This is a genomic window from Streptosporangium sp. G12 (assembly GCF_052983175.1).
On record NZ_JBRIQO010000048.1, the window covers coordinates 1 to 21,384 of the forward strand.

Below are 21,384 nucleotides of genomic sequence, written 5' to 3' on the forward strand. Positions count from 1 at the left end.
TCGGTCTACCTGCGCCAGCGTGGCTCCCCGGAGTCCAAACCCGTCGGCACCCCGCACGAGGAGACCGGCGTGGAAGGCTGACCCGCCGCACACCGTGCCCTTTCCATCACGCCTCGCGGGCACCGCGCGACGTCCTTGCTCCGCTCAGCCGCGCACCTGCTTCGGGGCCGGATCGCCTGCTCCGCCATGATCGGCTACCGCTCATGCACGTGATACATGGTCCGATATCACGTGCATGAGCGGCCGTCTGCGGTGCCGTCGTGGAGCCGGCGACGAAGGCCGCGGCGGAGCGGGCCACGCCGGCCCGCTCCGCGCACACCGTGGCCGCCCTGGGCGACTTTCTGCCACCGGAGCCGCCGCCGGACGAGGCGTGTCGCGCACGGACGCTCGAGGAACGCGCGCCGCGGCTACGTGCCCGCTAGTCCCCGGCCATCACGGTGAAGGTGAACCCGGTGCTCGTCGGACGGCGCAACGAAGTGTCGCACTTGATCCGGCGCCGCACCTCGTTCCTGCTGAAGCCGAGTCCGCGTGCGATGAGCCAATCCGGGCGCACCGGGACCGGATCCTCGAAGACGACCTCCACGTGGACCGGCCACGCCTCGTCGAGCCATGCCTGCGGGGTGTCCAGCCGCCAGGCCCCCTTCCAGTCCAGGGTGAAGCGGTTGCGCCGGGCGAGCAGCGGATCCAGCAGCCTGGACGCCACCAGCTCCGGATCGTTGGCGTGATAGCCGTCGAGCTCGGCCGGATCGAGGGATCTGACCGGCGCTCGCTCGTGCACGGTGAGCTTGCTCGTCCGATCGCAGAACACGCAGCGGACCAGCAGCCACACGTCCAGCAGGTTGCCGTTGGCGTTGACGCGGAACCTGCCCTCGCCGGTGGTGGCCGACTCCGACCGGCAGTCCACGCACCGCAACGACAGCAGAGGCAGCCTGGTCCGGCGAACGACCCAGGGCAGCACGATATGAGGTTGTGAAGACATGATCTCTCTAGACCTGACACGAGGCCGATTGCGCGCGGCCTCAAACGCTGTATGGCCGGGCGCGCACGGGCAACCCGGCAGAGCCGACGGAAGGGCCGGCTTGAAGGTGAGCGGAAGAAGGTGTCAGGTCTAAAGAGCAGGCGGGGTCACGCGGTTTGTCCTCTGTCCTCACTGCGGCGCGGTCGCAGGCAACCTACGGCAACGCGGGAAGAAGGCTCAAACGGTTTTCCGGCGGCGGTGGTCCCTGCCGCCGACCGGGAGATCGCCCGGGACGCGTGCGTCAGGTCGCGCGTCGGGGGCCGGGCAGGATGCGTTCGACCACGTCGGTGACCAGGGTGTGGATCTGGTCCTCGGGAAAGATGTCGGGCAGCGTGAGCCGTTCCAGGATCAGCCAGTTCAGCGCCAGGTAGAGCAGGACCACGGTGGTCGCGTCGCCGGGCAGGCCGGCCTGGGTGTGGTGGCTGATGTTGGCCTCGACGTCGGCACGGATGCGTTCGGTGAGCAGGCGGCGCAGTTCCGGGCGGCGGGTGGCCTCCAGGCGAAGTTCCAGCAGTGCCAGGTATCCGGAACGGAAGTGGCTGACGCGGTCCACCAGGTCGTGCATGAGCTCGGTGACCCGGTCGCGGTCACGCGGACCCTCCAGGACGGCGGCCATCACCCCCGGGTCGGGCTCCAGCCGCTCGTAGAAGCGGTGGCCGACCTGGGTGAGGAGATCGTCGCGGTTGTCGAAGTAGTTGGAAGCCGTGCCGTTGGGCACCCGCGCCTCGACGTCGACGGCGCGGAAGGTCAGTCCGCGCGCGCCCTCGCGGGCCAGGACCTCGATGGCCGCGTCGAGGAGCGCCGCCCGTCGTGCCGGATTCTGCCGCATTGCGATCTCTCCTGGAATCGATGTTGACACCACTGCAATCATAGTACTACGGTTCAACCACTACAGACAGAGTACTACACCGAAAGCACCAATCGAGAGGAACGCAGAGATGCGAGTTCGGCTCAACACCCTGACCGGCTTCACCACGCCGTCCGCCGCCGCTCCCTCATGGACAGCCGACCCGGCCTCACGCGCCTTCCCCCAGACCAAGCCGGGTCACCTACGGCCGAATCCCCGACCGCGCTCGGTACCGCGGCCCAGGTCCCTGCCCAAGCCCGGCGGCAACCGGTAGCCCGGCGCGGCCGGCTCCAGGACGCCACCGCTTCACACCATCCCGCTTGAAACCAAATAAAGACCGTGAATAGGACCAGATATGCGAAAGCTCGTTTACTACATCGGCATGACCATCGACGGCCGCATCGCCGCCCCCGACGGGAGCGCCGACTTCTTCCCGGTGACGCAGGACGTCATCGACTTCATCGTCGAGGACTATCCCGACACCCTGCCGACGCACCTGCGCGAGCAACTCGGCGTGCACGGTCCCAACCGGAACTTCGACGTCGGCGTGCAGGGGCGCGTCACCTACGAGCCCGCCCTGGAGATCGGGGTCACCAGCCCGTACGCCCACCTGCGCCAGTACGTGGTCTCCGAAAGCATGAAAGAGACCCTGGACCCCGCGGTTGAGATCATCTCCACCGACGTGGTCGGCAGGATCCGCCGGCTGAAGGCCGAGGACGGCAAGGACGTCTACCTGACGGGCGGCGCCCGGCTGGCGGGCACCCTGCTCCCGGAGATCGACAGGCTCGTCATCAAGCTCTACCCGGTGGTCGCCGGAGCCGGGATCCCCCTGTTCACCACCGACTTCTCCCCCACCCACTTCGAGCTCACGGGTACCCGCACCCTCGAGAACGGCACGGTCATCCTCACCTACGACAAGAAGTGACCGCTGTGGCGCGGGCAGTCCACCAGCGATCACCCCGTCGTCCTGGACCGCCCGCACGCCGACGCCGCGACCGCGCCGCGGTCGCGGCCGAGCCGCTCGCCACGAGCCTGCGCGCCTTCCGTGAGCACGGCGCGCGGAGGCTCCCGCTCCACAGCCCGGCGCCGCCCGCCGGCAGACCTAGGGCCTGTACGGAGTTGAGATCAGAGGGATTCGCCTGCGCGGTGGCTTGCCGTCCTGGTAGGCCATCGCCATGGCGCGTGGAGAGCTCACCGATGAGGAATGGTGCTTGACCGATCCTCACCTGCCCTTGGGTGAGCGCGGCCCGATCCCGGACTTGCGGCAGCAGTTCAACGCCGTGATGTGGCGGTTTCGTACCGGCAGCCCGTGGCGGGATCTGCCGGTCGAGTACGGGCCGTGGTCCACCGTTTATGACCGGTTCCGCTCCTGGGCGATGGCCGGCGTCTTCGAGCAACTGATGCAGACCATGATCGCTGAGGACGTTGCGCGTGGGCAGGCCGACCTTGACCTGGTCAGCGTGGACTCCACCAGCGCCCGCGCCCACCACCACGCCGCCGGAATGGTCTTGGACGCTGAGCTGGTCAAGGCGCTGGAGAAGGCCGCCGAGCAGGAAAAGGGGGCTACGCCAAAGGGGTAAAACTCCCACAACGGCGAACCCGGCGGAGACGAAGGTGAAGGCGAACGCCGGCGGTTACGACGACGGCGCCGCATCCGGCTGACGGCAGCCAGGCTGGGCCGCTCCCGGGGCGGGCTGAGCAGCAAGGTCCACCTGTCGGCTGATCGGCACTGCCGTCCGCTGTCGTTCGTGCTGACCGCGGGCCAAGCCGGAGACAGTCCGCAGTTTCGCGCCGTCGTGGGCGTGCAGCTCCTGGCGGGCCTCGATCTGGAGCAGCGGTACGCGGCCCAGCTGAAGCCCCCGGCGGGGAGGCGAAGCCGCGCGTTACCCGCCTGTACCTGCCCCGGCTGGTGTGGGCCGCGATCCGGGCCCGCGATCCGGCGGAGTTCCGGGTACGGATGGGCAGGATGGCTCGCCGTCAGGACCCCCTCGGAGGCCGAACGGCGGGCGGAGATCGTGCGGTGGCTCGGAGGTGTCCACACCTGGCCGGAGCGCAGACTGGTGATCACCAGCGTGGAGGCGGAGTCGGGAGAGTTCGTGACGTTCGACGCGGCGAGCGGTGTCGAGCTCGTGGAACATGCTCGACCCGGCCCGCCGTCCCGCCGCCGCCCGCGCCGGCCGAGCCCAGGCGGCCAAGGCGGCCAAGGCGGCCGAGCGGGTGGCCGACGTGTGGCGAACGACCCGTTAGGCCCCGCCCCGCTGCCAGGTGGCGAAGGCGCCCGGGTTCCCCGGCACGCGGGGGACCCGGACACCTTCGCACCGGGCCCGGCGGGAACCGGCCTGCCGGTCCGCCGGGCTCGTCCGTCTCCGATGTCTGTTTCCGACAGCCACGGGACGCGGTCGCGGGAGCTGACCCGGCAGACGCTCCGGGCCGATCCAACCCGGACCGATCAACCGCGGGTCCGGCCGGTCTGGTACGGCGCGTCGGTGTCGGCCCGGTGCGGCTGAGGGTCCGCGTCAACCGGCGGGTTGTCGTCGCGGCCACGCCGCGAGGCGAGCAGCGCGATCGCGACGACGATCTGCACCGCCACGACGGACGCCATCGTCAGGGGCGAGCTGACGCTCAGCAACGCCATCGTCGCGTTGACGCCGAAGTGGACCGCGATCGACGCCGCGACCCCGGCACGCTCGTAGGCGTAGCCGGTCAGCAGCGCCATCGGGATGACGCTGATCGTGAACAGCAGCCCGCTCCAGCTGAACAGCCCGAATCCGGCCTGGACGGTCCCGGGGACGAAGAACAGCGGCAGATGCCACACCGCCCAGACGACACCCAGCAGCAGGCCCGTCTGAAGGCGGCTCAACGACGCGCGCAGACGCGGGTACGCCGTGCCACGCCAACCGGGCTCCTCGGACAACGGGCCGGCGATCAGCATGCTGATGAGGAACGGCACGGGTCCGCCGATGGTCGCGACCAGATGCTGCCCCGCCGTCAGGCTCACCTCGGGACCCCCCAGGAGGTACGCGAGCAGCGCGGCTCCCACCACGGTCGCCGACGCCGTCACCAGCAGGGGCGGCACCCAGAACAGCCGCGTGCTCAGCCGGAGCCGCACCGTGTGAGCGGGGACGGGCTGACGGCGCCGGGCGCGGCGCGCCCGGATCACGATCGCGCCGATCATGGGGCCGAAGCCGGCGAGCAGGTGGGGGACGACGGTGGGGAAACTCATCGCCGACCCACCGAGCATGATCGCGGTGAGCCAGAAAGCCCAGCTCGTCACGAACGTGACGATCCAGAAGAGAGCGAGGCCGTTCTGCCGGCGGGCGGGGGGTGCGGTGGTCATGCTTTTCCCTTTCACGGGTGTCACGGGGAGGAATCTCTGGTTCCTGCCGCGGGGAGGAGAGGAAACCGCGATCGAGCGTTCTCGACGGCCGGCGCGGAACGACACGGAACGGCGTGAAACAACGCGGAACGACGCGGAACGGCGCGGCGGGCAGCGAGCCCGGGAGCGACGAGAACACGTGCGCCGACCGGACGCGACGCCCAGCCGGCACCTGACCGGCCGTGCCGACCAGAAGGGCCGGAATGCCGTGGAATGGCCTTAAATGGCAGGGCTAGGGGCTCTTGACCAGGGAATTTTCTGTCTCACCGGGAGATTCGCGCCCCGAAGCGGATGGATTCTCCCGGTCCTCGTCGCTCTTCCCGGACGTTTCCCGGAGCCGGCGGGCGAGCCAGCCGGCCACCCGCGCGAGCAGGTCGGCGTCGACCGGCCGACGCAGCAGCCGGGGATAGGAGCGCACCGACGGACGGCCGAGGTCACGGCGCAGCAGGTGGGTGAGGTCGGGGATCCGCTGGACCTCGACCTCACCGGGCACCAGCCTGCGGATCTCGTCCAGGTCCGCCGGGTCGACCTGGATGTCCTTGCCGCCGGTGATCGCCAGGACGGGGACCCGGATGTTCGCCAGGTCCGGGCGCGGGTCGTGGTCGAGCATCTCCCGCATCCACCGGGCGTTCACCGGCATCCCGGCGAAGCGGGCCACGTCCGCGCTGCTCGTCCTGATCTGAGCCAGGTGCCGGGCGGCCAGGGCCCGCAGGACCGGCAGCAGCGGCCGCATCGGCGCGGGGAGGCCGCGGGCGATCATCCCGGCCTGCCAGCGCAGGGCGTCCTCACCCGGGCGGGCGAACCCGGCCAGCAGCACCACCGCGCCGACCCCCGGGTGCGTGCCGAGGGACATGGCGTGGACGGCGCCCTCGCTGTGCCCGACCAGGCCGATGGCGTCCGCCCGGATGCCGGGCCGCCCGGCCAGGGCGCGTAGTGCGGCGGCGGCGTCGTGCCGGTTGTCGGTGAATCCGGTCGCGCGCCAGTCGCCGGAGGTGGCGCCGACGCCGCGCCGGTCGTAGCGCAGTGTGGCGATCCCGTCCTTGGCGAGCGCGGCGGCCAGCGGCGGTCCGAGCTCCATGCGGAGCCGGCCGGTGTTGGCGTCGCGGTCCAGCCGCCCGGATCCGTGCAGCAGCAGGACGGCCGGGTGCGGGCCGGGGCCCGCGGGCAGGGTCAGCGTGCCGGCCAGGGACAGTCCGTCGTCCGCGGTAACCGTCATGTCGACGTCGCGCATGTCCCGCCTCTCATTGTTATCAACTTTGAGAACATTATCTCATATGAGAAAATAGGTCCATGTCAACCGCGGACCTTCTCCTGCACCCCGTCCGGATGCGCATCCTGCAAACGCTTTTCGACACCGACCCGATGACCACCGCGCAGCTGCGCGAGCGCCTCCCCGACATCGCGCCGGCGACGATGTACCGGCACATCGCCGTGCTGACCGACGCGGGCGTGCTGGAGGTGGTGGACGAGAGACGGGTGCGCGGCACGGTGGAGCGCAGCTACCGGATACGCCCCAAGCAAGCGGTGGTCGACCCCGCGGCACGGGCGGCGATGACGCGGGAGGACCACCAGCGGGCGTTCACCACCTTCGCGGCATCGTTGATGGCGGATTTCGGTCGCTACCTCGCCCACGAGGACGCCGATCCCGTCTCGGACGGCGTGGTCTACCGGCAGGCGGCGGTGTGCCTGACCGAAGACGAGTTCGCCGTGATGGTCGAGGAGATCGAGCGCGCGGTCCTCGCACGGGTCAGCCACGCCGAGGGCGACGGCCGCACCCGTCGCATCGTCAGTCTCGTCGTCGTACCGGACAAACCCAGGCCGGAACCGAGGGCGAACCCCGGGCCGGAACCGGGGACGGACACCGGCACCGAGTGGCCGGTCGATCAGACCAGATGAGCTGATCAAGCAATTCGAACCGGTTGAAACGTTCCACGGCCGGTGGCCGGACCGCGAGCCGCGTCGCCCTGGCTCGGCACCGTTCCGTCCTCACGCGGTGGACCCCGACGGTGATCGACCGGACCCCCACGCCGCGGGATCACCATCCCCTGTTCGGGGTGGTCGAGATTCCACAGATCCAACGGGGTGGAACCATCAATCGCGACCAGTGGGCGGGAGACTGGCCTGCGATCAAGTCGTGGGCCGAGCACAGCGACATTCCCCTCGCAGGACAGCCCTAGACACATACCGCATGCGAACGCGGCGGAGTGTAAACCTCCTGGCGCGTCTCCTTGGCGGCAGGAGCGGTCAGGACACGAGAGCGTCCATGAATGACGTCTACTCTGCCCTTCGCTGTGCCAGGCTCGGGGCAGTCGCGCTCATACCGCTCGACACGGTGGACTCCGACGTACTGGGCGTCCAGCTCGGCTTGGTCATGCCGACGCTGCGCCAGCTGCCGATCCCTCTAGGGCCTGTACGGACTTCGGATCTTCGGAGGTGTTGAAGGCTTCGGATCCATAAAAGGGCTCCGCGGAGATGCAGACCCGCAAGGTAGCTTTCAGGGGTCTTGTCGAAGCGGAAGGCCAGGCCGCGCCACTCCTTGATCCGATTGATGCACGAGGTGCCCCGGCACGGCCGCGCGGGTCACGGCGGTGGTGGTGCGAAAGCGTGCCCGGTAGGTGGTCGGGGCGACGCCCAGGGTGTGCTGGAAGACGCGGCGCATGGTCTCCGCGGACCCGAAGCCGGACTCCTCGGCCACCCTCTCCACGGGGTTGTTCCCCGCTTCGAGGAGAGCCTGGGCGGCCTCCAGCCGTACCGACTCGAGGTAGTGCCCCAAGGTCGTCCCCGTCTCGCGGCGGAAGAGCCTGCTGAGGTGGCGGGCGCTGACACCGGCGTCACGGGCCAGGGACTCCAGGCTGTGCGGGGCGGCCGGGTCGGCCACGACGGCGTCCATCACGAGCCGCAGCACCGGATGCGCCGCCTCCCGCGGGGTCAGACGGGCGCTGAACTGGGACTGCCCTCCGGGGCGGGCCATGAAGACGACCAGCTCGCGGGCGACGTCGCGCGCGAGACCGGACCCGTGGTCGGCCTCGACCAGGGACAGTGCCAGGTCGATGCCCGCGGTGACGCCGGCGGAGGTGACGACGTGGCCGTCCCTGACGAACACCGGGTCCGGCTCGACCCTCACCCGGGGATAGGCGGCCGCCAGCTGCGCGGCGAGCCGCCAGTGGGTGGCGGCACGCCGTCCGTCGAGCACTCCCGTCTGCGCCAGCACGAAGGCCCCGGCGCACACCGAGGTGACCCGCGCCGAGCGGCGGGTGAGCTCCGTGACCAGGGCGAGCAGATCCTGGTCGGCCACGGCCCGCCGCCAGTCGTGGCGGCCGGGGACGACGACCGTGCCCAGCCGCGCGGGCAGGCTCTCCAGGGCTCCGTCCACCCCGATCCGCACCCCGGAGGAGGTGCGCACGTCCGCTCCGGACGGGGAGACGACCCGTACCGCGTAACGGGCGCCGAAACCGTTCGCCGTGGTGAGGACCTCGGCGGGACCGGTGACGTCCAGCAGTTGCACACCGTCGAAGGCCACCACCGCGACCACGTGGTCCGCCCGCCGTCGCGAGGCTACTCGGCCCACGGAGAGTCCAGGATGGTGCGCACGAAGTCCCCGCGCACGAAACCGGGAACGTAGTGGGCGAGCACGTCGGCCTTCACATTGCCGAACGTGGTCTGCGGCTTGTGCCGGATCCCCTCGGTGAAGGCGTCGAGGATGTGCCGCTTGAAGTCGGGGCGCGGGTGCAGGGCCACGATCGCCGCCCGGTCGGCCTCACTGATGTCGTGGTAGCCGATGCCCAGCACGTCGTACTCCACCCCCGCCGTCACCAGTGCCACCTCCGGCTCCATGAACTCGGGGATGCCCGGGGTGGTGTGCAGGGCGATCGCGGTCCACACCCGGCGGACGCCGTCCTCGGGCACCTGGCGCTCCCGCAGGAAACGGCGGGCCTCGTCGGCGCTGTCGACCTCGAAACGCCGCCCGCTGTCGTGGAAGGGCTCACCCAGGCCCAGGTCGTGGAACATGGCCGCGACGTAGAGGAGCTCGGGGTCGAAGCCCAGATCCCGGTTGCGCCCCTGCAGGGCGCCGAAGAAGTACACCCGGCGCGAGTGGTCGTAGATCAGCTCGCTCGCGCTCTCGCGTACCAGCTCGGTCGCCTCCTTCGCCAGCGTCGAGTCCGGCACCCGTATCCCGGCCGGTGCGGAAAAGTCCCCGATCATCGCCATTCCCCCTGCTCACGTCGCCTGCCGGCTCCTCCGGCGGCATCTCCAATCTATGAACCGCCCGATCGCGGCGCCATGACCGCAGGGCCCTACAACCCACAGATACGGACATCGGCCGGGATGGTCCCCGGAAAGGATCGAACCGGATTCCGGCGCCAGAGACGATCTTGAAAACGATTCGGTGACGGCGGCTCCTCACCCTGGTCGAGGGCTCTGGCGTGCCTGCTCGTGCCTGCCGGGCGGCGGCGTTCAGCGCGTGATCGCCCAGTCCGGCGTCCAGGTCCCGGCGGCGCCGTGGCCGGCCGCCGCGGCGGCGAGGTGGGCGCGGAGGGTGGCCAGCCCCGGGTGGGGGTTGTCGCGGTGCCACAGGAGCGAGTGCGGATAGACGGGCGTGGGGCCGGTCACCGGGATGCGGCGCAGGCCGTGGCCGGCGGGCCAGACCAGGCGGGTCTGCTCGCCCATGAAGGTGGCCAGGGCCGGGGTGTCGGCGACGGTGTCGAGGAGCGCGTCGGAGCCGAAGTTGGGGCCGGTCGCCTCGATGGTGAGGCCGAACTCGGCGACGAGATCGTCGTAGTAGGCGGCCCACTCGGTACCGGGGACGATCCCCGGCATCCAGATCCGGTGTCCGGCGAGCTGGGCGACCGTCACCGACCGGGCGCCCGCCAGCGCGTGGGCGGGCCCGGTGAGGAGCTGGAGCGCCTCGTCGAGCACCCGGACGGACTCGATGCCCTCGGGAAGGGGCCGGCCGGGTGCGGCGACGGCGCGGAAGGACGCGTCGATCGCACCGGACCGGATGGCGGCGAGTGCCTTCTCGATGTCGAACAGCATCACCACGTCGAGCTCGATCTCGGGGTGCGCGCGGTGGAAGTCGCGCATCAGGCCCGACTGCGCGCTGCGCGAGGTGATCACGTCGACGCGCAGCGGACGGCTGCCGGCGCGCACGGACGCGACCGCGCGCTCGGCGGCCCGGAGCAGCTCGCGGGCGTGGGGCAGGAACGCCTGCCCGTCGATGGTGAGCTCGGCGCCGCGCGGGGTGCGGGTGAACAATCGCACGCCGAGGTCGCGCTCCAGCGCGGCGATGCGCTTGGAGACGGCCTGCTGGGTGACCGCCAGCTCGGCGGCGGCCTCCTGGAACTGCCCCGCGTCGGCGGCGGCGACGAAGGTCCGGACGGTGTCGAGGTCCATGCGGACACCCTATGAGTACAACCATTGGTTGTGGCTGGATGGCCTGTAGTTGTTTGATCCCCGGACATGATGCTCGCTTTGATGCTTCCGATCGCGGATCGGTTGTGCGGATGAGTGACGAGGGGCGTCGAACATGAGGAACGGGCACCGGTTGGGGCGGCGGTTCGGGTGGCTCTGGGGGGCGTACGGGACCAGCGCGCTCGGTACGTGGCTCGCCTTCGGCGCGTTCCCGCTGATCGCGATCCAGGTGCTGCACGCCGGCCCGGCGGAGGTCGCGGCGTTGTCCAGCGTGGGGGCTCTGGCGGGCGCGGCCGTGGCGGTGCCGCTCGGCCCGTGGGCGGAGTTCCGCCGCAAGCGGCCGGTGCTGATCGGGATGGATCTGGTGCGGTTCGCGGCGCTGCTGACGATCCCCGCCGCGTTCGCGCTCGGCGTGCTCTCCTTCGTCCAGCTCCTGCTGGTCTCGGTCGTCGTCGCGGCGGCCGACATCACCTTCCGCGCCGCCTCCGGCGCGTACCTGAAGACGCTGCTGCCGGCCGAGGACCTGCTCGTCGCCAACGCCCGGTTCGAGTCCACGACCTGGACGGCCACGATCATCGGCCCGCCGCTGGGCGGCGCCGCGATCGGGCTCCTCGGCCCGGTGGCGACGGTGGTGGCCGACGCGGTCAGCTACCTGCTCTCGGCCCTGGGCATCGGCGCGATGGGCGGCCGGGAGCCGCGGCCCGAACGCCGAAAGGCCGCGCGCATGCGGGCCGGGGACCTGCTCGACGGTTGGCGGTACATCCTCGCCGACGCGACGCTGCGCCGGCTGTTGTTCAACACCGCCTTGTTCAACGGCCTGGTGATGGCCACCGGGCCGCTGCTGGCCGTCCTGATGCTCGGCAGGCTCGGGTTCGCACCCTGGCAGTACGGCCTCGCCTTCGCCGCGCCCGCGATCGGCGGGCTGCTCGGTTCGCGGCTGGCCCGGCCGCTCGTCACCCGGTTCGGACAGCACCGGGTCCTGGTCGTGGCGGGGACGCTGCGCGCGCTCTGGCCCGTCGGCCTGGTCTTCCTGGGGCCGGGCACCGGAGGGCTGCTGCTGGTGATGGGCGTCGAACTCGGGCTCATCTTCTGCTGCGGGGTCTTCAACCCCGTCTGCGCCACCTACCGCCTCGAGCGCACCGCGGCCGACCGGGTCGCCCGCACGCTCTCCGCCTGGGCGGTGACGACCAAGGTCTCGACCGCGCTCCTGACGGCCGTCTGGGGCGTGCTGGGCGGCGTGCTCGGCCCGCGCACGGCCATCGGCCTGGCCGGCGTGCTCCTGCTGGCGACCCCGCTGCTGCTCCCCCGGCGCGCCGCGGCGCCCCTCCCGCCAGGACGGGTGCGCCGGGCGCCGGCCCAGCTCGCGCTTGGCCTTCGCGTTCGACTGGCCTTCGCGTTCGACGCGCCGCGAAGCTCGGTCATCAGCACGACGCCGGCCTCCCCGGCGGCCAGCCGTCCGACGAACCGCGGCACACGCATCGGCTGCTTGACGCCCAGCATCCGGGCCGGCTCCGGCAGCCACTCGGCGACCGGGGCGGGATCATCGTCGACGATGTCGTAGACACCGCAGGCGCCGTTCTCGACCGCCGCGACCGTCGCCTCAGCCGCGTCGGCGATGTGGATGAACGACCACACCCCGCCGCCCTCGCCGACGATCGGGAACTTTCGCTCACGGATCATCTCGAGCTGCTCGGAACCCGGCTCCATCGAGGTGCCCGGTCCGTAGAACGCGCCGTAGCGAAGCACGATCCCCTCGGTCCGGTCGGCACCCAGCACAGCCCTCTCCAGACGCCCGATCGCGGCGATCATCGGGGCCATCCGGCTGACCGGCGACGGGTCCAGTGGGTGCCCTCGATCCGCAGCCGGCCGGGTGCCCGCCTCATCCTCGCCGTGTCATGGCCGTGTCACGACCTTGCCGACGGCCGCCGTCATCGAGAAACGGTGACATGCGGCGGACAACGGGCGCACATCCGGCGCCAATCGTGGTTCGTCATGAACGAGCCACGCACGATCCCGCTTCGGCCCCGTGACCGGCTGTATGCCGCGGTCACGCTGGTGCTCGCCGTGTTCCTGCTGCCCGCGGCGTTCGTCCGCCATCCCGGCCGTGCCCGCGAACTGGCCTGCCGCTGGGCGTTGCGGGTGCGCTTCCCCGCCGAGGACCTCACCGGGCTCACCGACGGCGCCCTGGCGGCGTTCACCGCGGCGCGCGCCCGGGCGCTCTGGCGTCACGGCCAGCTCATCGGCCTCACCTCGGGATACCGCGATCCCCATGTCCAGCAACGGATGTTCGACGAGGAGGTGCGCCGCTCCGGCTCCCCGGCGCTGGCGCGCATGCTCGTGCTGCCACCGGCGGAATCCTCCCACGTCAAAGGCGTCGCGCTGGACGTACGCCCTCATGAGGGCGCGCGCTGGCTGGAGGAACACGGCGCCCGCTACGACCTGTACCGCATCTACGACAACGAGTGGTGGCACTTCGAGTACCGCCCGGACAGGGGCGGCAGGCCACCACGACGACGGCCCCACCCCGGCGTGGGCCAGGTCGGCGAGTACCCGGACCGGCCGTAGCCCACAGGCAGTCCCCAAGGACGGCCCGGCCGTGACACAACCATGACACGGCGCTGACGAGGCGGGGACACGGTCGGCCGACAGTGGACGGGGTTGACCGGCGCCTGTTCCCCCAGTGGCGGGTCCGGCTGTCTCCGTGCCACCGAGGAAGGCTGATCGATCGTGACCGAACGCGTACGCGTGGCTGTGCTGGCGGGCGGGCCGTCCGCCGAGCACGAGGTGTCGCTGCAGTCGGCGCAGGCCGTGCTCAACGCCCTGCCGAGGGATCTGTACGAGCCCGTCGCCGTCATCATCGACCGGCAGGGCAGGTGGCCGGTGGAACTGCGACGCGATCTCGTGGACGTGGTCTTCCCCGTGCTGCACGGGCCGTTCGGCGAGGACGGCGTCGTCCAGGGTCACCTGGAGACGCTGGGCATCCCGTACGTGGGCTGCGGCGTCATGGCCTCCGCCGTGGCCATGAACAAGGTCGCGATGCGGCGCGCGTTCCTGGGAGAGGACATTCCGGTCACCCCACATGTGTGGTTCACCGAGTACGAATGGGGCACCACCACCGACCACTGGGGTCTGGTGAAGTCGCTCGACTGGCCGATGTACGTCAAACCGGCCAACATGGGCTCCTCCATCGGCATCTCACGTGTCACCTCCATGGAGGAGCTGCGCGCGGGCGTGGATTTGGCGCTGACCTACGACCGGGTGGTCATCGTCGAGCAGGGCGTGACCGCGCGCGAGGTCATCTGCGGCGTGCTCGGCGGCTATGACACCCCGGACGCCTCGGTGCCCGGCGAGCTCATCGTGCCCGGCGACTGGCTCGACTACGAGGCCAAGTACCTCAGCCGGGCCGAGATCGCCGCCATCCCCGCCGCGCTGCCGGAACGGGTGGCCGAGGACGTGCGCGAGCTGGCCCTGCGCGCCTTCCGGGCGATCGGCGGCTACGGCCTGTCCCGTGTCGACTTCCTCTACGAGGAGGACACGGGACGCCTGTACGTGCTGGAGATCAACACCATGCCCGGCTTCACCTCCCGTTCCGTCTACGCCAGGTCGTGGGCCGCGAGCGGCGTCCCGTACCCGGACCTGCTGCGCCGCCTCGTCGACCTCGCGTTCGCCAGGAGCGGCTCATGATCCCCATGACGCTGAACCAGATCGCACAGGTCGTCGGCGCGAGCCTGCATGACGTGAGCGACCCGCGGGCACAGGTGACGGCGCCCTCGGCGGTCGACTCCCGCGAGGTGGTGCCCGGCGGCCTGTTCGTCGCGACGGCCGGCGCCCGCGTCGACGGTCACGACCACGCGGCCGGTGCCGTCGCGGGCGGCGCCGTCGCCGTGCTGGCCTCGAGGCCCGTCGGCGTGCCCGCCCTCGTGGTCGAGGACGTCCAGCTCGCGATCGGCCTGCTGGCCAGGCACCTGCTCGAACACATCAGCCCGACCGTGATCGGCCTGACCGGCTCCGTGGGCAAGACCACGACCAAGGACCTGCTGGCCCAGGTGCTCGAACGGCACGCCGCGACGGTCGCCACCGACAGGTCGTTCAACAACGAGCTCGGGCTGCCGCTCACCGTGCTGCGCGCCGATGCCGCCACCCGATACCTGGTGCTGGAAATGGGTGCGGGCCGCAAGGGCGACCTGACGTACCTGACCGGGATCGCACCACCCCGGGTCGGGCTGGTGCTCAATGTCGGCACCGCGCACGTGGAACGGATGGGAACCGGACCGGCCGACGTGGCCGAGGCCAAGGGCGAGCTGGTCGAGGCACTTCCGGCGGACGGGTTCGCACTGCTCAACGCCGACGACCCGTACGTCATGGGCATGGCCGGCCGCACCAGAGCCCGGATCCTGTTGTACGGCAGGTCGGCGAAGGCGCAGGTGCGGGCCGAAGACGTGCGGATGGCCGACCGCGCGCGAACCGCGTTCGAGCTGGTGACACCCTCCGGCCGCGCCCCGGTCGAGCTCGACCTTCTGGGCGAGCACCAGGTGGGCAACGCCCTGGCCGCCGCCGCCGTCGCCACCGCACTCGGCCTGGGCGTCGCCGAGATCGCCGACGGGCTGAGCGCCGCCCGGCGGCGCTCAGCGGGCCGACTGGAGATCGTCGAACGACCTGACGGCATCACCGTCGTCGACGACGCCTACAACGCCAGCCCCGAATCCATGCGGGCCGGGCTGCGGGCGGTGAAGGCCCTGGCCGGCACCCGCCGTACCGTCGCCGTGCTCGGCGCGATGGGGCAGCAGGCGGACGCCTCCCGCGCCCGGCACGCGGAGATGGGCCGGCTCGTCGCCGACCTCCGCTTCGACGTGCTGATCGCGGTCGGGGCAGGGGATCCGCTCGCGATGGCGGAGGCGGCGGAGTCCTCGAACCGGGGCGTGGCCGTCCACGCCGCCGAGGACGTGGCCGAGGCCCTCAGGCTTGCCACCGCGCTTGTCGAACCGGGAGACGTGGTGTTCGTCAAGGCCTCCAGCGAGATCGGGCTCGGCGCCTGCGCCCGTGCGCTGGCCGGCGCCTGACCGCCGGCGCATCGCCGAGGGGCCGGGCGGACCGGGCGAGTTCACGCCGACGCACCGCCTGGCCGGACCCGGCCGGGCCGGTGGCGGCACCGTCACCGTGGCCGGCACCGACCAACCTGCCGGCACAAGCCATCGAAACGGAGTTCCATGCGCACCATCGGTCTCATCGGCGGGTTGAGCTGGGAATCGACGATGATCTACTACCAGATCGTCAACCAGCGGGTACGCGAGCGACTCGGCGGCAGCCATTCCGCCAACAGCCTCATCTGGTCGGTCGACTACACGACCGTCGAGGACCTCATCTTCGCCGACCGCTGGGACGAGGTGGGTACGCTGCTGGCCGACGCCGGCGGGAAACTGGAGGATCTCGGCGCCGAGGTCCTGCTCGTCTGCAGCAACACCTTCAGCCGGGTGAGCGACGACGTGGCGCGGGCCACGGGCGTGCCCGTGCTGCACATCGCCGACGCCGTGGGCGCAGAGGTCCGCGCCAGGGGGATGCGCAAGGTCGGCCTGCTGGGCACTCGCTTCACCATGGAGCAGCCCTTCTACCGGGATCGGCTGGCCGCCCACGGCTTCGACGTGATCGTCCCGCGGCGCGAGCAGCGGGAACTGGCCCATCGCGTGATCTTCGACGAGCTGGTGCGCGGGGTGCTCCGGGAATCCTCCAGGGACGCGTACGCCCAGATCATCGCCGATCTCGCAGCCGGCGGAGCCGAAGGCGTCATCCTCGGCTGCACGGAGATCGAGCTCCTGATCACCGAGAAGGACACCGCCGTCCCGCTGCTGCCGAGCGCTCGGCTGCACGCGGAGGCGGCGGCCGGCTTCGCGCTGGCCGGCTGACGCACCCTCGGTCGCCTTCCTTCCCGGCGCGCCGGCGTTACCCCGGGCAGCTGCGGGGGCCGACGCTCTGCCCGGCACCGACGACGGTGACCTGGGCAGGGCCTCCCGGCGCCGTGGCGGCGGCCGTGCACACGATCTGCTCGACGGCCGGTGCGGACAGATCGCCGGCCGGAGTGGACAGGGTCACCACCAGGTGGCCGGCCGGCCTGGCGGTCACCGAGAACGGACCGGCTTCGGGCGGGACCTCGGTGGTGAATCCGTTCGCCCGCTCCCCCGCGGTGGGTCCGTCCGCCAGCAGCGTGAGCGTGTCCGCCGGGAACATCGGACGATCACGGGGCCGCGTCACCGCGCTGATCCGGCCGTTCTTCACCAGATAGAGGGTGGTCGTCGTGGTCGGTGCGACGCGTCCGCTCGGCGGGTCGCCGGCGGGGATGACGTCGCTGGGTTGCACGCCGCAGCCGGCCACGGCGGCGAGCGACACGAGGCCCGCGGCGAGCATGCGGCGGGCGGGTCCGGTCCTCATTCGGGGCCTCCGTCCGGATCGGGTGCCCGGCGTGGCAGGCGCAGCGTGAACACGGCGCCGCCGTCCGGGGCGTTGGCGACGGTGAGGTCGCCTCGGTGCAGACGCGCGTTCTCCCGCGCGATGGCCAGGCCCAGGCCGCTGCCCTCGGACCTGGCCCTGGTCGCGCTGGCCTTGTAGAACCGGTCGAACACGTGCGGCAGCACCGCCTCGTCCAGCCCCGGTCCGTGGTCGCGGACCTCGAGGGTGATCCAGTGCGGGTCGGCGCGAAGCCGTACCGACACCGGTGGCTCGCCGTGCCGCAGGGCGTTGCCGACCAGGTTCGCGAGGATGACGTCCACCCGGCGCGGGTCCAGCCGCGCCGTCACCCCGGCCGGTATCTCGGCCTCCACCCGCTCCGACCAGCCCCGGACGCGCAAGGTCGCGCGCACCAGTTCGGCCACGTCGACCTCGTTCGGCGCGAGGGCCGCGACACCGGAGTCGAACCTGCTGATCTCGATGAGGTCGTTCACCAGAGCGGTGAGGTTGAGGGTCTCCTGGCTGACCAGCCTGGCGGCCCTGCCGGCGGGATCGGGCAGCCGGGCCGCCTCCTCCTCCAGGACGTCGGCGACCGCGGTGAGCGCGGCCAGCGGGGTGCGCAGCTCGTGGGACACGTCGGCCACGAACCGGCGGGCGTCGGCCTCCATCTCACGAAGCTGCCTGACGAGCCGCTCCAGCTCCGCGGCGGTGTTGTTGAACGTGCGCGACACGTCGGCGAGCTCGTCGGAGCCGCGCACCGCGATCCTGGTCCGCATCTCGCCCTCGCCCAGCAGGCGTGCCGCCCGGCCGAGCTCGCGCACCGGGCCCAGCACGCCACGGGTGGCCAGCAACGCCAGGACGACCGCGAACGCCAGGGCCGCCCCGCCGATGAGCCAGGCGCGTGCGGCGAGTTCGTCGACGCTGCGCTCTTCGGGAAGCAGGCTGCGCGCGCTGTAGACCTCGATGCCGGACACCCGCGTCGACCGGTCCTGCTCGATGATCAGCAACGGCATGCCGATGATCAGGATGGGCGCGTCCCGCCAGACCACGCGTTGCCACGCGGTACGGCCGCCGGCCACCACCTGCCGCAACTCCGGTGAGATCACCTTGAGGTCCGAGAGCCGGGCGTTCCCGTCCGGCCTCCAGGGCCCCGACCCCGGCGCCGGGGGCGAGGCCGGGGGGAGCGGCGAGTGCGTCTCGCCGTAGACGGCGACCGCGAAGCTGTTCTGGTCGGCCGCGGCCGCGGCGATCTCGCCGAGCTCGTCCGGGCCCGGCGCCGCGCTCCGCAACGGGTAGAGCGCCTCCAGGCGGCTGGTCATCGCCTGCACCGCGGCGTCCTGGGTCCTCTGCAGGATGGCGTTGCGGGCCTGGACGTAGATCCCGCCGGCCACCGCCGCCGCGGTGACCACGCACAGCAGCGCGAAGGCGGACAACAGCCGGGCACGCAGCCCCAGGCTCGGCCGGGGTGTCACCGGCGGCTCACACCGGCCCGAACCGGTACCCGAACCCACGCACCGTCTGCACGTAGACGGGCGCCGCCGAGTCGTCCTCGATCTTCGCGCGCAACCGTTGCACGCACGCGTCCACCAGGCGCGAGTCGCCGAAATACCCGTGCTCCCACACCGACTCCAACAGCTGCTGGCGGCTGTGCACCCGGCCCGGCGTGCCGGAGAGTTCGAGCAGCAGGCGCAGCTCGGTCGGGGCGAGGTCCACCGGCACGCCGCGTTTGGCGACCACGATCCCGGCACGGTCGATGGTCAGCTCCCCGTGCCGCTCCAGCTCCGCCTGCTCCCGGCCGATCCGCCGGAGCACGGCGCCGATGCGCGCCTCGAGCACCCTGGGCTGCACCGGCTTGACCACGTAGTCGTCGGCGCCCGCCTCCAGCCCGGCCACCACGTCCATGTCGTCGCCGCGCGCGGTCAGCATGATGATCGGCAGCTGGCCGGCGGCCCGGATGCGGCGGCAGACCTCGAACCCGTCCATGCCTGGCAACATCAGATCGAGCACGACGACGTCGGGAAGGTCCGTACGCAGCCGCTCCAGCCCCTGCTCGCCGGACTCCACCGCGCGCACCCGGTATCCGTGCAAGGTCAGGGCCAGCTCAAGGCCCTCCCGCACGGCCGGGTCGTCCTCGATCAACAACACTCGCGACACGCCCCCGAGTTTCACAGCACGCCCCCGTAACTCGTCCGCCGGTCGGTCCCGTCCACTGTCGACCGGCCGTGTGCCCGCCTCGTCTTCGCCGTGTCATGGTTGTGTCACGGCCTCGCCGACGGTCGCGCCGACGGTGGCCGCCGTCGACGAACGGTGACATGCGGCGTACAGCGCGCGCATTCGGCACCAATCGTAGTTCGTCGGGCGGGACCCGCCACAAGAACCCCCGCACCGTCAAGCGCTGAGCCGCGGTGGCGCGATCTCCCGCACCTGGTGACAGCGCTCTCACCAAGACCCCGATCAGTCGAGAACCTTGATCTTCTTCATGGTCGGCTGGGAGATCACCCGGGCCACCCCGGGAATACCGATGATCTTCCCGGTCTGGAACGCCTCGTAGGCGGCGTAGTCGGCGACGAGAACGCGCAGGTGGTAGTCGGGGGTGGCGAACAGACGGCGGAACTCGACGACCTCGTCGTAGGCGGCGATGGTCCTCTCCAGTTGCTCCAGGGTCTTCAGATCGCTCACGGCGACCTCGATGGAGACGATGACCTCCAGCCCGCCGCCGAGGATCCCGTGATCGACCGTCGCCCGGTAACCGGTGATGACGCCCGCCTCCTCCAGGCGCTTCACCCGGCGTAGGCACGGGGGCGGAGTGAGCCCCACGCGCCTGGCGAGCTCGACGTTGGTCAACCGGCCGTCCTGCCGCAGGTGAAACAAAATTTCGCGATCAATGGCATCAAGTATGTTTTCATTGCTCATATTGCGATTCTAGAGCCAGAATCGGGAACCATATGAGGTTGATTTCAACCTAGAATTACGTCAATTGCATTCCGGCGGCTTAACGCCCCGCTTTCCGCCGTGCACGCCCATACGGGCTCCGGGGGCGAGCCGCACCGTGACACCGTCCGACGAGAGGTGAGAACCCGTGACGAACCACGCCGCGCAGGTCGGAGCCTGGCTGGACGAACGGGCCGAGGAGATGGCTCTGCTTCTCGAACGTCTCGTGGCCGTCGACTCCGAGAACCCGCCCGGCCGCGCGCTGGGCCGCTGCGCGCGGGTGCTGCGCGAGGCGATGGACCGTCTCGGCCTGTCCCCGGAGATCATCGACCTCGTCGACCCGTCCGGTGAGCTCGAAGAGCCCTGCGTCGTGCGCGGCACCGCCGGCGACGGTGACAGGCTCGTCTACTTCCACGGCCACTTCGACGTGGTGCCCGCCCAGAGCCGCGGGCAGTTCACGGCCGTACGCCGCGACGGGAGGATCATCGGCCGGGGCGCGGCGGACATGAAGGGCGGCATCGTCAGCATGCTCTACGGCGCCGCGGCGGCCAGGGATCTGGGGCTGCTCGGCGACGGGCGGATCGTCGTGCACCTGGTGTGCGACGAGGAGACCGGCAGCGTCGTGGGCGCCGGGCACCTGCGCGCCGCCGGGCTGATCGAGCCGGCCGCGCTGGCCATGGTCACCGCCGAACCCAGCGGCGGGGCCATCTGGAACGCCGCCCGCGGCGCCGTCTCCGTCCGCGTCGACATCCGGGGCCGCGAGGCCCATGTCGGGCAGGCGAACCTCGGTGTCAACGCCTTCCGGCAGATGCTGCACATCGCCCGCCCCGTCGAGCGGTACGCCGCCGAGATGGCCGGGCGGCACACCGGCTTCCCGATGAGCGACGGTGACGCTCGCGGCAGCATGCTCGTCGTCGGCGGCCTGTCCGGCGGCGGCTCCAACTTCAACGTCGTGCCCGGCTCGGCCTTCTTCACCGTCGACGGCCGCTACAACCCCGAAGAGGATCTGGAGGGCGAGCTCAAGCGCCTGACCGGCCTCATCGAGGACGCCGCCCGCGAGATCGGCGCCGACGTGTCGATCCGCACGACCCAGCTGCAGCCCTCCGCCGGCACCGGGCGCGACCATCCCGCGGCCGTCGCGCTAGCCCACGTCGTCGGCGACGTCCAGGGCGCGCCGGCCCGGTTCGAGATGTGCGCGGGCATCCTGGAGACCCGCTGGTACGCACAGCTCGGCATCCCCGCCTTCGGCTACGGCGCGGGCCGCCTGGACGTCTCGCACGGCCCCGACGAGTACATCGACGAGATCGCCATGCGCCGCTGCGCCGCCGTGTACGCCCGCTACGCGAGCGACATGCTGTCCTGACG

21 protein-coding genes and 3 pseudogenes are annotated in these 21,384 nt (G+C 71.3%); 11 read left to right on the forward strand and 13 right to left on the reverse strand.

Going from position 1 to position 21,384, the window contains the following annotated elements:
* Positions 1-81 (forward strand): DUF6766 family protein (locus ACVCAG_RS43410; RefSeq protein WP_440086835.1); only part of this gene is annotated, 81 nt, incomplete at its 5' end.
* 337 nt (positions 82-418) lie between these two features.
* Here the strand turns inward: ACVCAG_RS43410 and ACVCAG_RS43415 are convergent.
* Both ACVCAG_RS43415 and ACVCAG_RS43420 read right to left on the reverse strand, forming a co-directional pair.
* The gene (locus ACVCAG_RS43415; RefSeq protein WP_440089290.1) at positions 419-958 is read right to left on the reverse strand and encodes a DUF1062 domain-containing protein; all 540 of its coding nucleotides are present in this window, start codon (positions 956-958) and stop codon (positions 419-421) included.
* A gap of 301 nt (positions 959-1,259) precedes the next feature.
* Complete coding sequence (locus ACVCAG_RS43420; protein ID WP_440066822.1) at positions 1,260-1,847, reverse strand: TetR family transcriptional regulator; 588 nt, start codon at positions 1,845-1,847, stop codon at positions 1,260-1,262.
* 373 nt (positions 1,848-2,220) lie between these two features.
* Between ACVCAG_RS43420 and ACVCAG_RS43425 the strand changes: the two genes are divergently transcribed.
* The 3 genes from ACVCAG_RS43425 to ACVCAG_RS43435 all read left to right on the forward strand — a co-directional run bounded on the left by ACVCAG_RS43425 (position 2,221) and on the right by ACVCAG_RS43435 (position 4,112).
* Positions 2,221-2,790, forward strand: coding sequence for a dihydrofolate reductase family protein (locus ACVCAG_RS43425; RefSeq protein ID WP_440089292.1), 570 nt, complete (start codon positions 2,221-2,223; stop codon positions 2,788-2,790).
* 250 nt (positions 2,791-3,040) lie between these two features.
* Entirely contained in the window at positions 3,041-3,445 is a 405-nt protein-coding gene (locus ACVCAG_RS43430) for a transposase (protein WP_440089293.1), read from the forward strand.
* A gap of 538 nt (positions 3,446-3,983) precedes the next feature.
* Entirely contained in the window at positions 3,984-4,112 is a 129-nt protein-coding gene (locus tag ACVCAG_RS43435) for a hypothetical protein (RefSeq protein ID WP_440089295.1), read from the forward strand.
* A 202-nt stretch (positions 4,113-4,314) separates the two neighbouring features.
* On the opposite strand, the gene ACVCAG_RS43440 is transcribed toward ACVCAG_RS43435, so the two are convergent.
* Both ACVCAG_RS43440 and ACVCAG_RS43445 read right to left on the reverse strand, forming a co-directional pair.
* Entirely contained in the window at positions 4,315-5,202 is an 888-nt protein-coding gene (locus ACVCAG_RS43440; RefSeq protein ID WP_440089296.1) for a CPBP family glutamic-type intramembrane protease, read from the reverse strand.
* 271 nt (positions 5,203-5,473) lie between these two features.
* Positions 5,474-6,472: an alpha/beta fold hydrolase gene (locus tag ACVCAG_RS43445; RefSeq protein ID WP_440089298.1), complete on the reverse strand. Its 999-nt coding sequence runs from the start codon at positions 6,470-6,472 to the stop codon at positions 5,474-5,476.
* A 59-nt stretch (positions 6,473-6,531) separates the two neighbouring features.
* On the opposite strand from ACVCAG_RS43445, the gene ACVCAG_RS43450 reads away from it, so the two are divergent.
* A complete protein-coding gene (locus ACVCAG_RS43450) occupies positions 6,532-7,137 on the forward strand; it encodes a helix-turn-helix domain-containing protein (RefSeq protein ID WP_440089300.1) in 606 nt (201 codons plus the stop codon).
* 543 nt (positions 7,138-7,680) lie between these two features.
* On the opposite strand, the pseudogene ACVCAG_RS43455 reads toward ACVCAG_RS43450, so the two are convergent.
* The 4 genes and pseudogenes from ACVCAG_RS43455 to ACVCAG_RS43470 all read right to left on the reverse strand — a co-directional run.
* Positions 7,681-7,791 (reverse strand): annotated as a pseudogene (locus ACVCAG_RS43455) (IS5/IS1182 family transposase); the annotation flags it as partial.
* 64 nt (positions 7,792-7,855) lie between these two features.
* A pseudogene (locus ACVCAG_RS43460) lies at positions 7,856-8,809 on the reverse strand (GlxA family transcriptional regulator); the annotation flags it as partial.
* Positions 8,797-9,444: an HD domain-containing protein gene (locus ACVCAG_RS43465; protein WP_440089301.1), complete on the reverse strand. Its 648-nt coding sequence runs from the start codon at positions 9,442-9,444 to the stop codon at positions 8,797-8,799. The pseudogene ACVCAG_RS43460 and the gene ACVCAG_RS43465, both read right to left, overlap by 13 nt.
* 252 nt (positions 9,445-9,696) lie before the next feature.
* A complete protein-coding gene (locus ACVCAG_RS43470) occupies positions 9,697-10,632 on the reverse strand; it encodes a LysR family transcriptional regulator (RefSeq protein ID WP_440089302.1) in 936 nt (311 codons plus the stop codon).
* 133 nt (positions 10,633-10,765) lie between these two features.
* On the opposite strand from ACVCAG_RS43470, the gene ACVCAG_RS43475 reads away from it, so the two are divergent.
* Positions 10,766-12,211 (forward strand): MFS transporter, encoded by a 1,446-nt coding sequence (locus ACVCAG_RS43475; RefSeq protein WP_440089303.1) that lies wholly within the window; start codon positions 10,766-10,768, stop codon positions 12,209-12,211.
* A 23-nt stretch (positions 12,212-12,234) separates the two neighbouring features.
* On the opposite strand, the pseudogene ACVCAG_RS43480 reads toward ACVCAG_RS43475, so the two are convergent.
* Positions 12,235-12,468 (reverse strand): annotated as a pseudogene (locus tag ACVCAG_RS43480) (NAD-dependent epimerase/dehydratase family protein); the annotation flags it as partial.
* A gap of 174 nt (positions 12,469-12,642) precedes the next feature.
* Between ACVCAG_RS43480 and vanY-N the strand changes: the two are divergent.
* From vanY-N to ACVCAG_RS43500, 4 genes are all read left to right on the forward strand, one after another.
* Entirely contained in the window at positions 12,643-13,215 is a 573-nt protein-coding gene (gene vanY-N, locus ACVCAG_RS43485) for a D,D-peptidase/D,D-carboxypeptidase VanY-N (RefSeq protein WP_440089304.1), read from the forward strand.
* 162 nt (positions 13,216-13,377) lie between these two features.
* Positions 13,378-14,334, forward strand: a complete 957-nt coding sequence (locus ACVCAG_RS43490) for a D-alanine--D-alanine ligase (RefSeq protein ID WP_440089306.1) — start codon at positions 13,378-13,380, stop codon at positions 14,332-14,334.
* The gene (locus tag ACVCAG_RS43495; protein WP_440089308.1) at positions 14,331-15,710 is read left to right on the forward strand and encodes a UDP-N-acetylmuramoyl-tripeptide--D-alanyl-D-alanine ligase; all 1,380 of its coding nucleotides are present in this window, start codon (positions 14,331-14,333) and stop codon (positions 15,708-15,710) included. Before ACVCAG_RS43490 ends, ACVCAG_RS43495 begins: the two co-directional genes overlap by 4 nt.
* A gap of 147 nt (positions 15,711-15,857) precedes the next feature.
* Complete coding sequence (locus ACVCAG_RS43500; protein WP_440089309.1) at positions 15,858-16,550, forward strand: amino acid racemase; 693 nt, start codon at positions 15,858-15,860, stop codon at positions 16,548-16,550.
* A gap of 37 nt (positions 16,551-16,587) precedes the next feature.
* On the opposite strand, the gene ACVCAG_RS43505 is transcribed toward ACVCAG_RS43500, so the two are convergent.
* The 4 genes from ACVCAG_RS43505 to ACVCAG_RS43520 form a co-directional block, all read right to left on the reverse strand.
* Complete coding sequence (locus ACVCAG_RS43505) at positions 16,588-17,073, reverse strand: hypothetical protein (RefSeq protein WP_440089310.1); 486 nt, start codon at positions 17,071-17,073, stop codon at positions 16,588-16,590.
* Positions 17,070-18,560, reverse strand: a complete 1,491-nt coding sequence (locus ACVCAG_RS43510; protein WP_440089311.1) for an ATP-binding protein — start codon at positions 18,558-18,560, stop codon at positions 17,070-17,072. Before ACVCAG_RS43510 ends, ACVCAG_RS43505 begins: the two co-directional genes overlap by 4 nt.
* A gap of 7 nt (positions 18,561-18,567) precedes the next feature.
* On the reverse strand, positions 18,568-19,242 hold the full coding sequence (locus ACVCAG_RS43515; RefSeq protein ID WP_440089312.1) for a response regulator: 675 nt from the start codon (positions 19,240-19,242) through the stop codon (positions 18,568-18,570).
* A gap of 300 nt (positions 19,243-19,542) precedes the next feature.
* On the reverse strand, positions 19,543-19,932 hold the full coding sequence (locus tag ACVCAG_RS43520; protein WP_440089313.1) for an Lrp/AsnC ligand binding domain-containing protein: 390 nt from the start codon (positions 19,930-19,932) through the stop codon (positions 19,543-19,545).
* Between the two features lie 235 nt (positions 19,933-20,167).
* On the opposite strand from ACVCAG_RS43520, the gene ACVCAG_RS43525 reads away from it, so the two are divergent.
* Positions 20,168-21,382: a M20/M25/M40 family metallo-hydrolase gene (locus tag ACVCAG_RS43525; RefSeq protein ID WP_440089314.1), complete on the forward strand. Its 1,215-nt coding sequence runs from the start codon at positions 20,168-20,170 to the stop codon at positions 21,380-21,382.
* Positions 21,383-21,384: the final 2 nt, after the last annotated feature.

Coding starts and splice junctions, on each gene's coding strand:
- ACVCAG_RS43420 (WP_440066822.1), bottom strand. CDS start 1,847: ATGCGGCAGAATCCGGCACGACGGGCGGCGCTCCTCGACGCGGCCATC.
- ACVCAG_RS43425 (WP_440089292.1), top strand. CDS start 2,221: ATGCGAAAGCTCGTTTACTACATCGGCATGACCATCGACGGCCGCATC.
- ACVCAG_RS43430 (WP_440089293.1), top strand. CDS start 3,041: ATGGCGCGTGGAGAGCTCACCGATGAGGAATGGTGCTTGACCGATCCT.
- ACVCAG_RS43440 (WP_440089296.1), bottom strand. CDS start 5,202: ATGACCACCGCACCCCCCGCCCGCCGGCAGAACGGCCTCGCTCTCTTC.
- ACVCAG_RS43445 (WP_440089298.1), bottom strand. CDS start 6,472: ATGCGCGACGTCGACATGACGGTTACCGCGGACGACGGACTGTCCCTG.
- ACVCAG_RS43450 (WP_440089300.1), top strand. CDS start 6,532: ATGTCAACCGCGGACCTTCTCCTGCACCCCGTCCGGATGCGCATCCTG.
- ACVCAG_RS43465 (WP_440089301.1), bottom strand. CDS start 9,444: ATGATCGGGGACTTTTCCGCACCGGCCGGGATACGGGTGCCGGACTCG.
- ACVCAG_RS43470 (WP_440089302.1), bottom strand. CDS start 10,632: ATGGACCTCGACACCGTCCGGACCTTCGTCGCCGCCGCCGACGCGGGG.
- ACVCAG_RS43475 (WP_440089303.1), top strand. CDS start 10,766: ATGAGGAACGGGCACCGGTTGGGGCGGCGGTTCGGGTGGCTCTGGGGG.
- vanY-N (WP_440089304.1), top strand. CDS start 12,643: ATGAACGAGCCACGCACGATCCCGCTTCGGCCCCGTGACCGGCTGTAT.
- ACVCAG_RS43495 (WP_440089308.1), top strand. CDS start 14,331: ATGATCCCCATGACGCTGAACCAGATCGCACAGGTCGTCGGCGCGAGC.
- ACVCAG_RS43500 (WP_440089309.1), top strand. CDS start 15,858: ATGCGCACCATCGGTCTCATCGGCGGGTTGAGCTGGGAATCGACGATG.
- ACVCAG_RS43505 (WP_440089310.1), bottom strand. CDS start 17,073: ATGAGGACCGGACCCGCCCGCCGCATGCTCGCCGCGGGCCTCGTGTCG.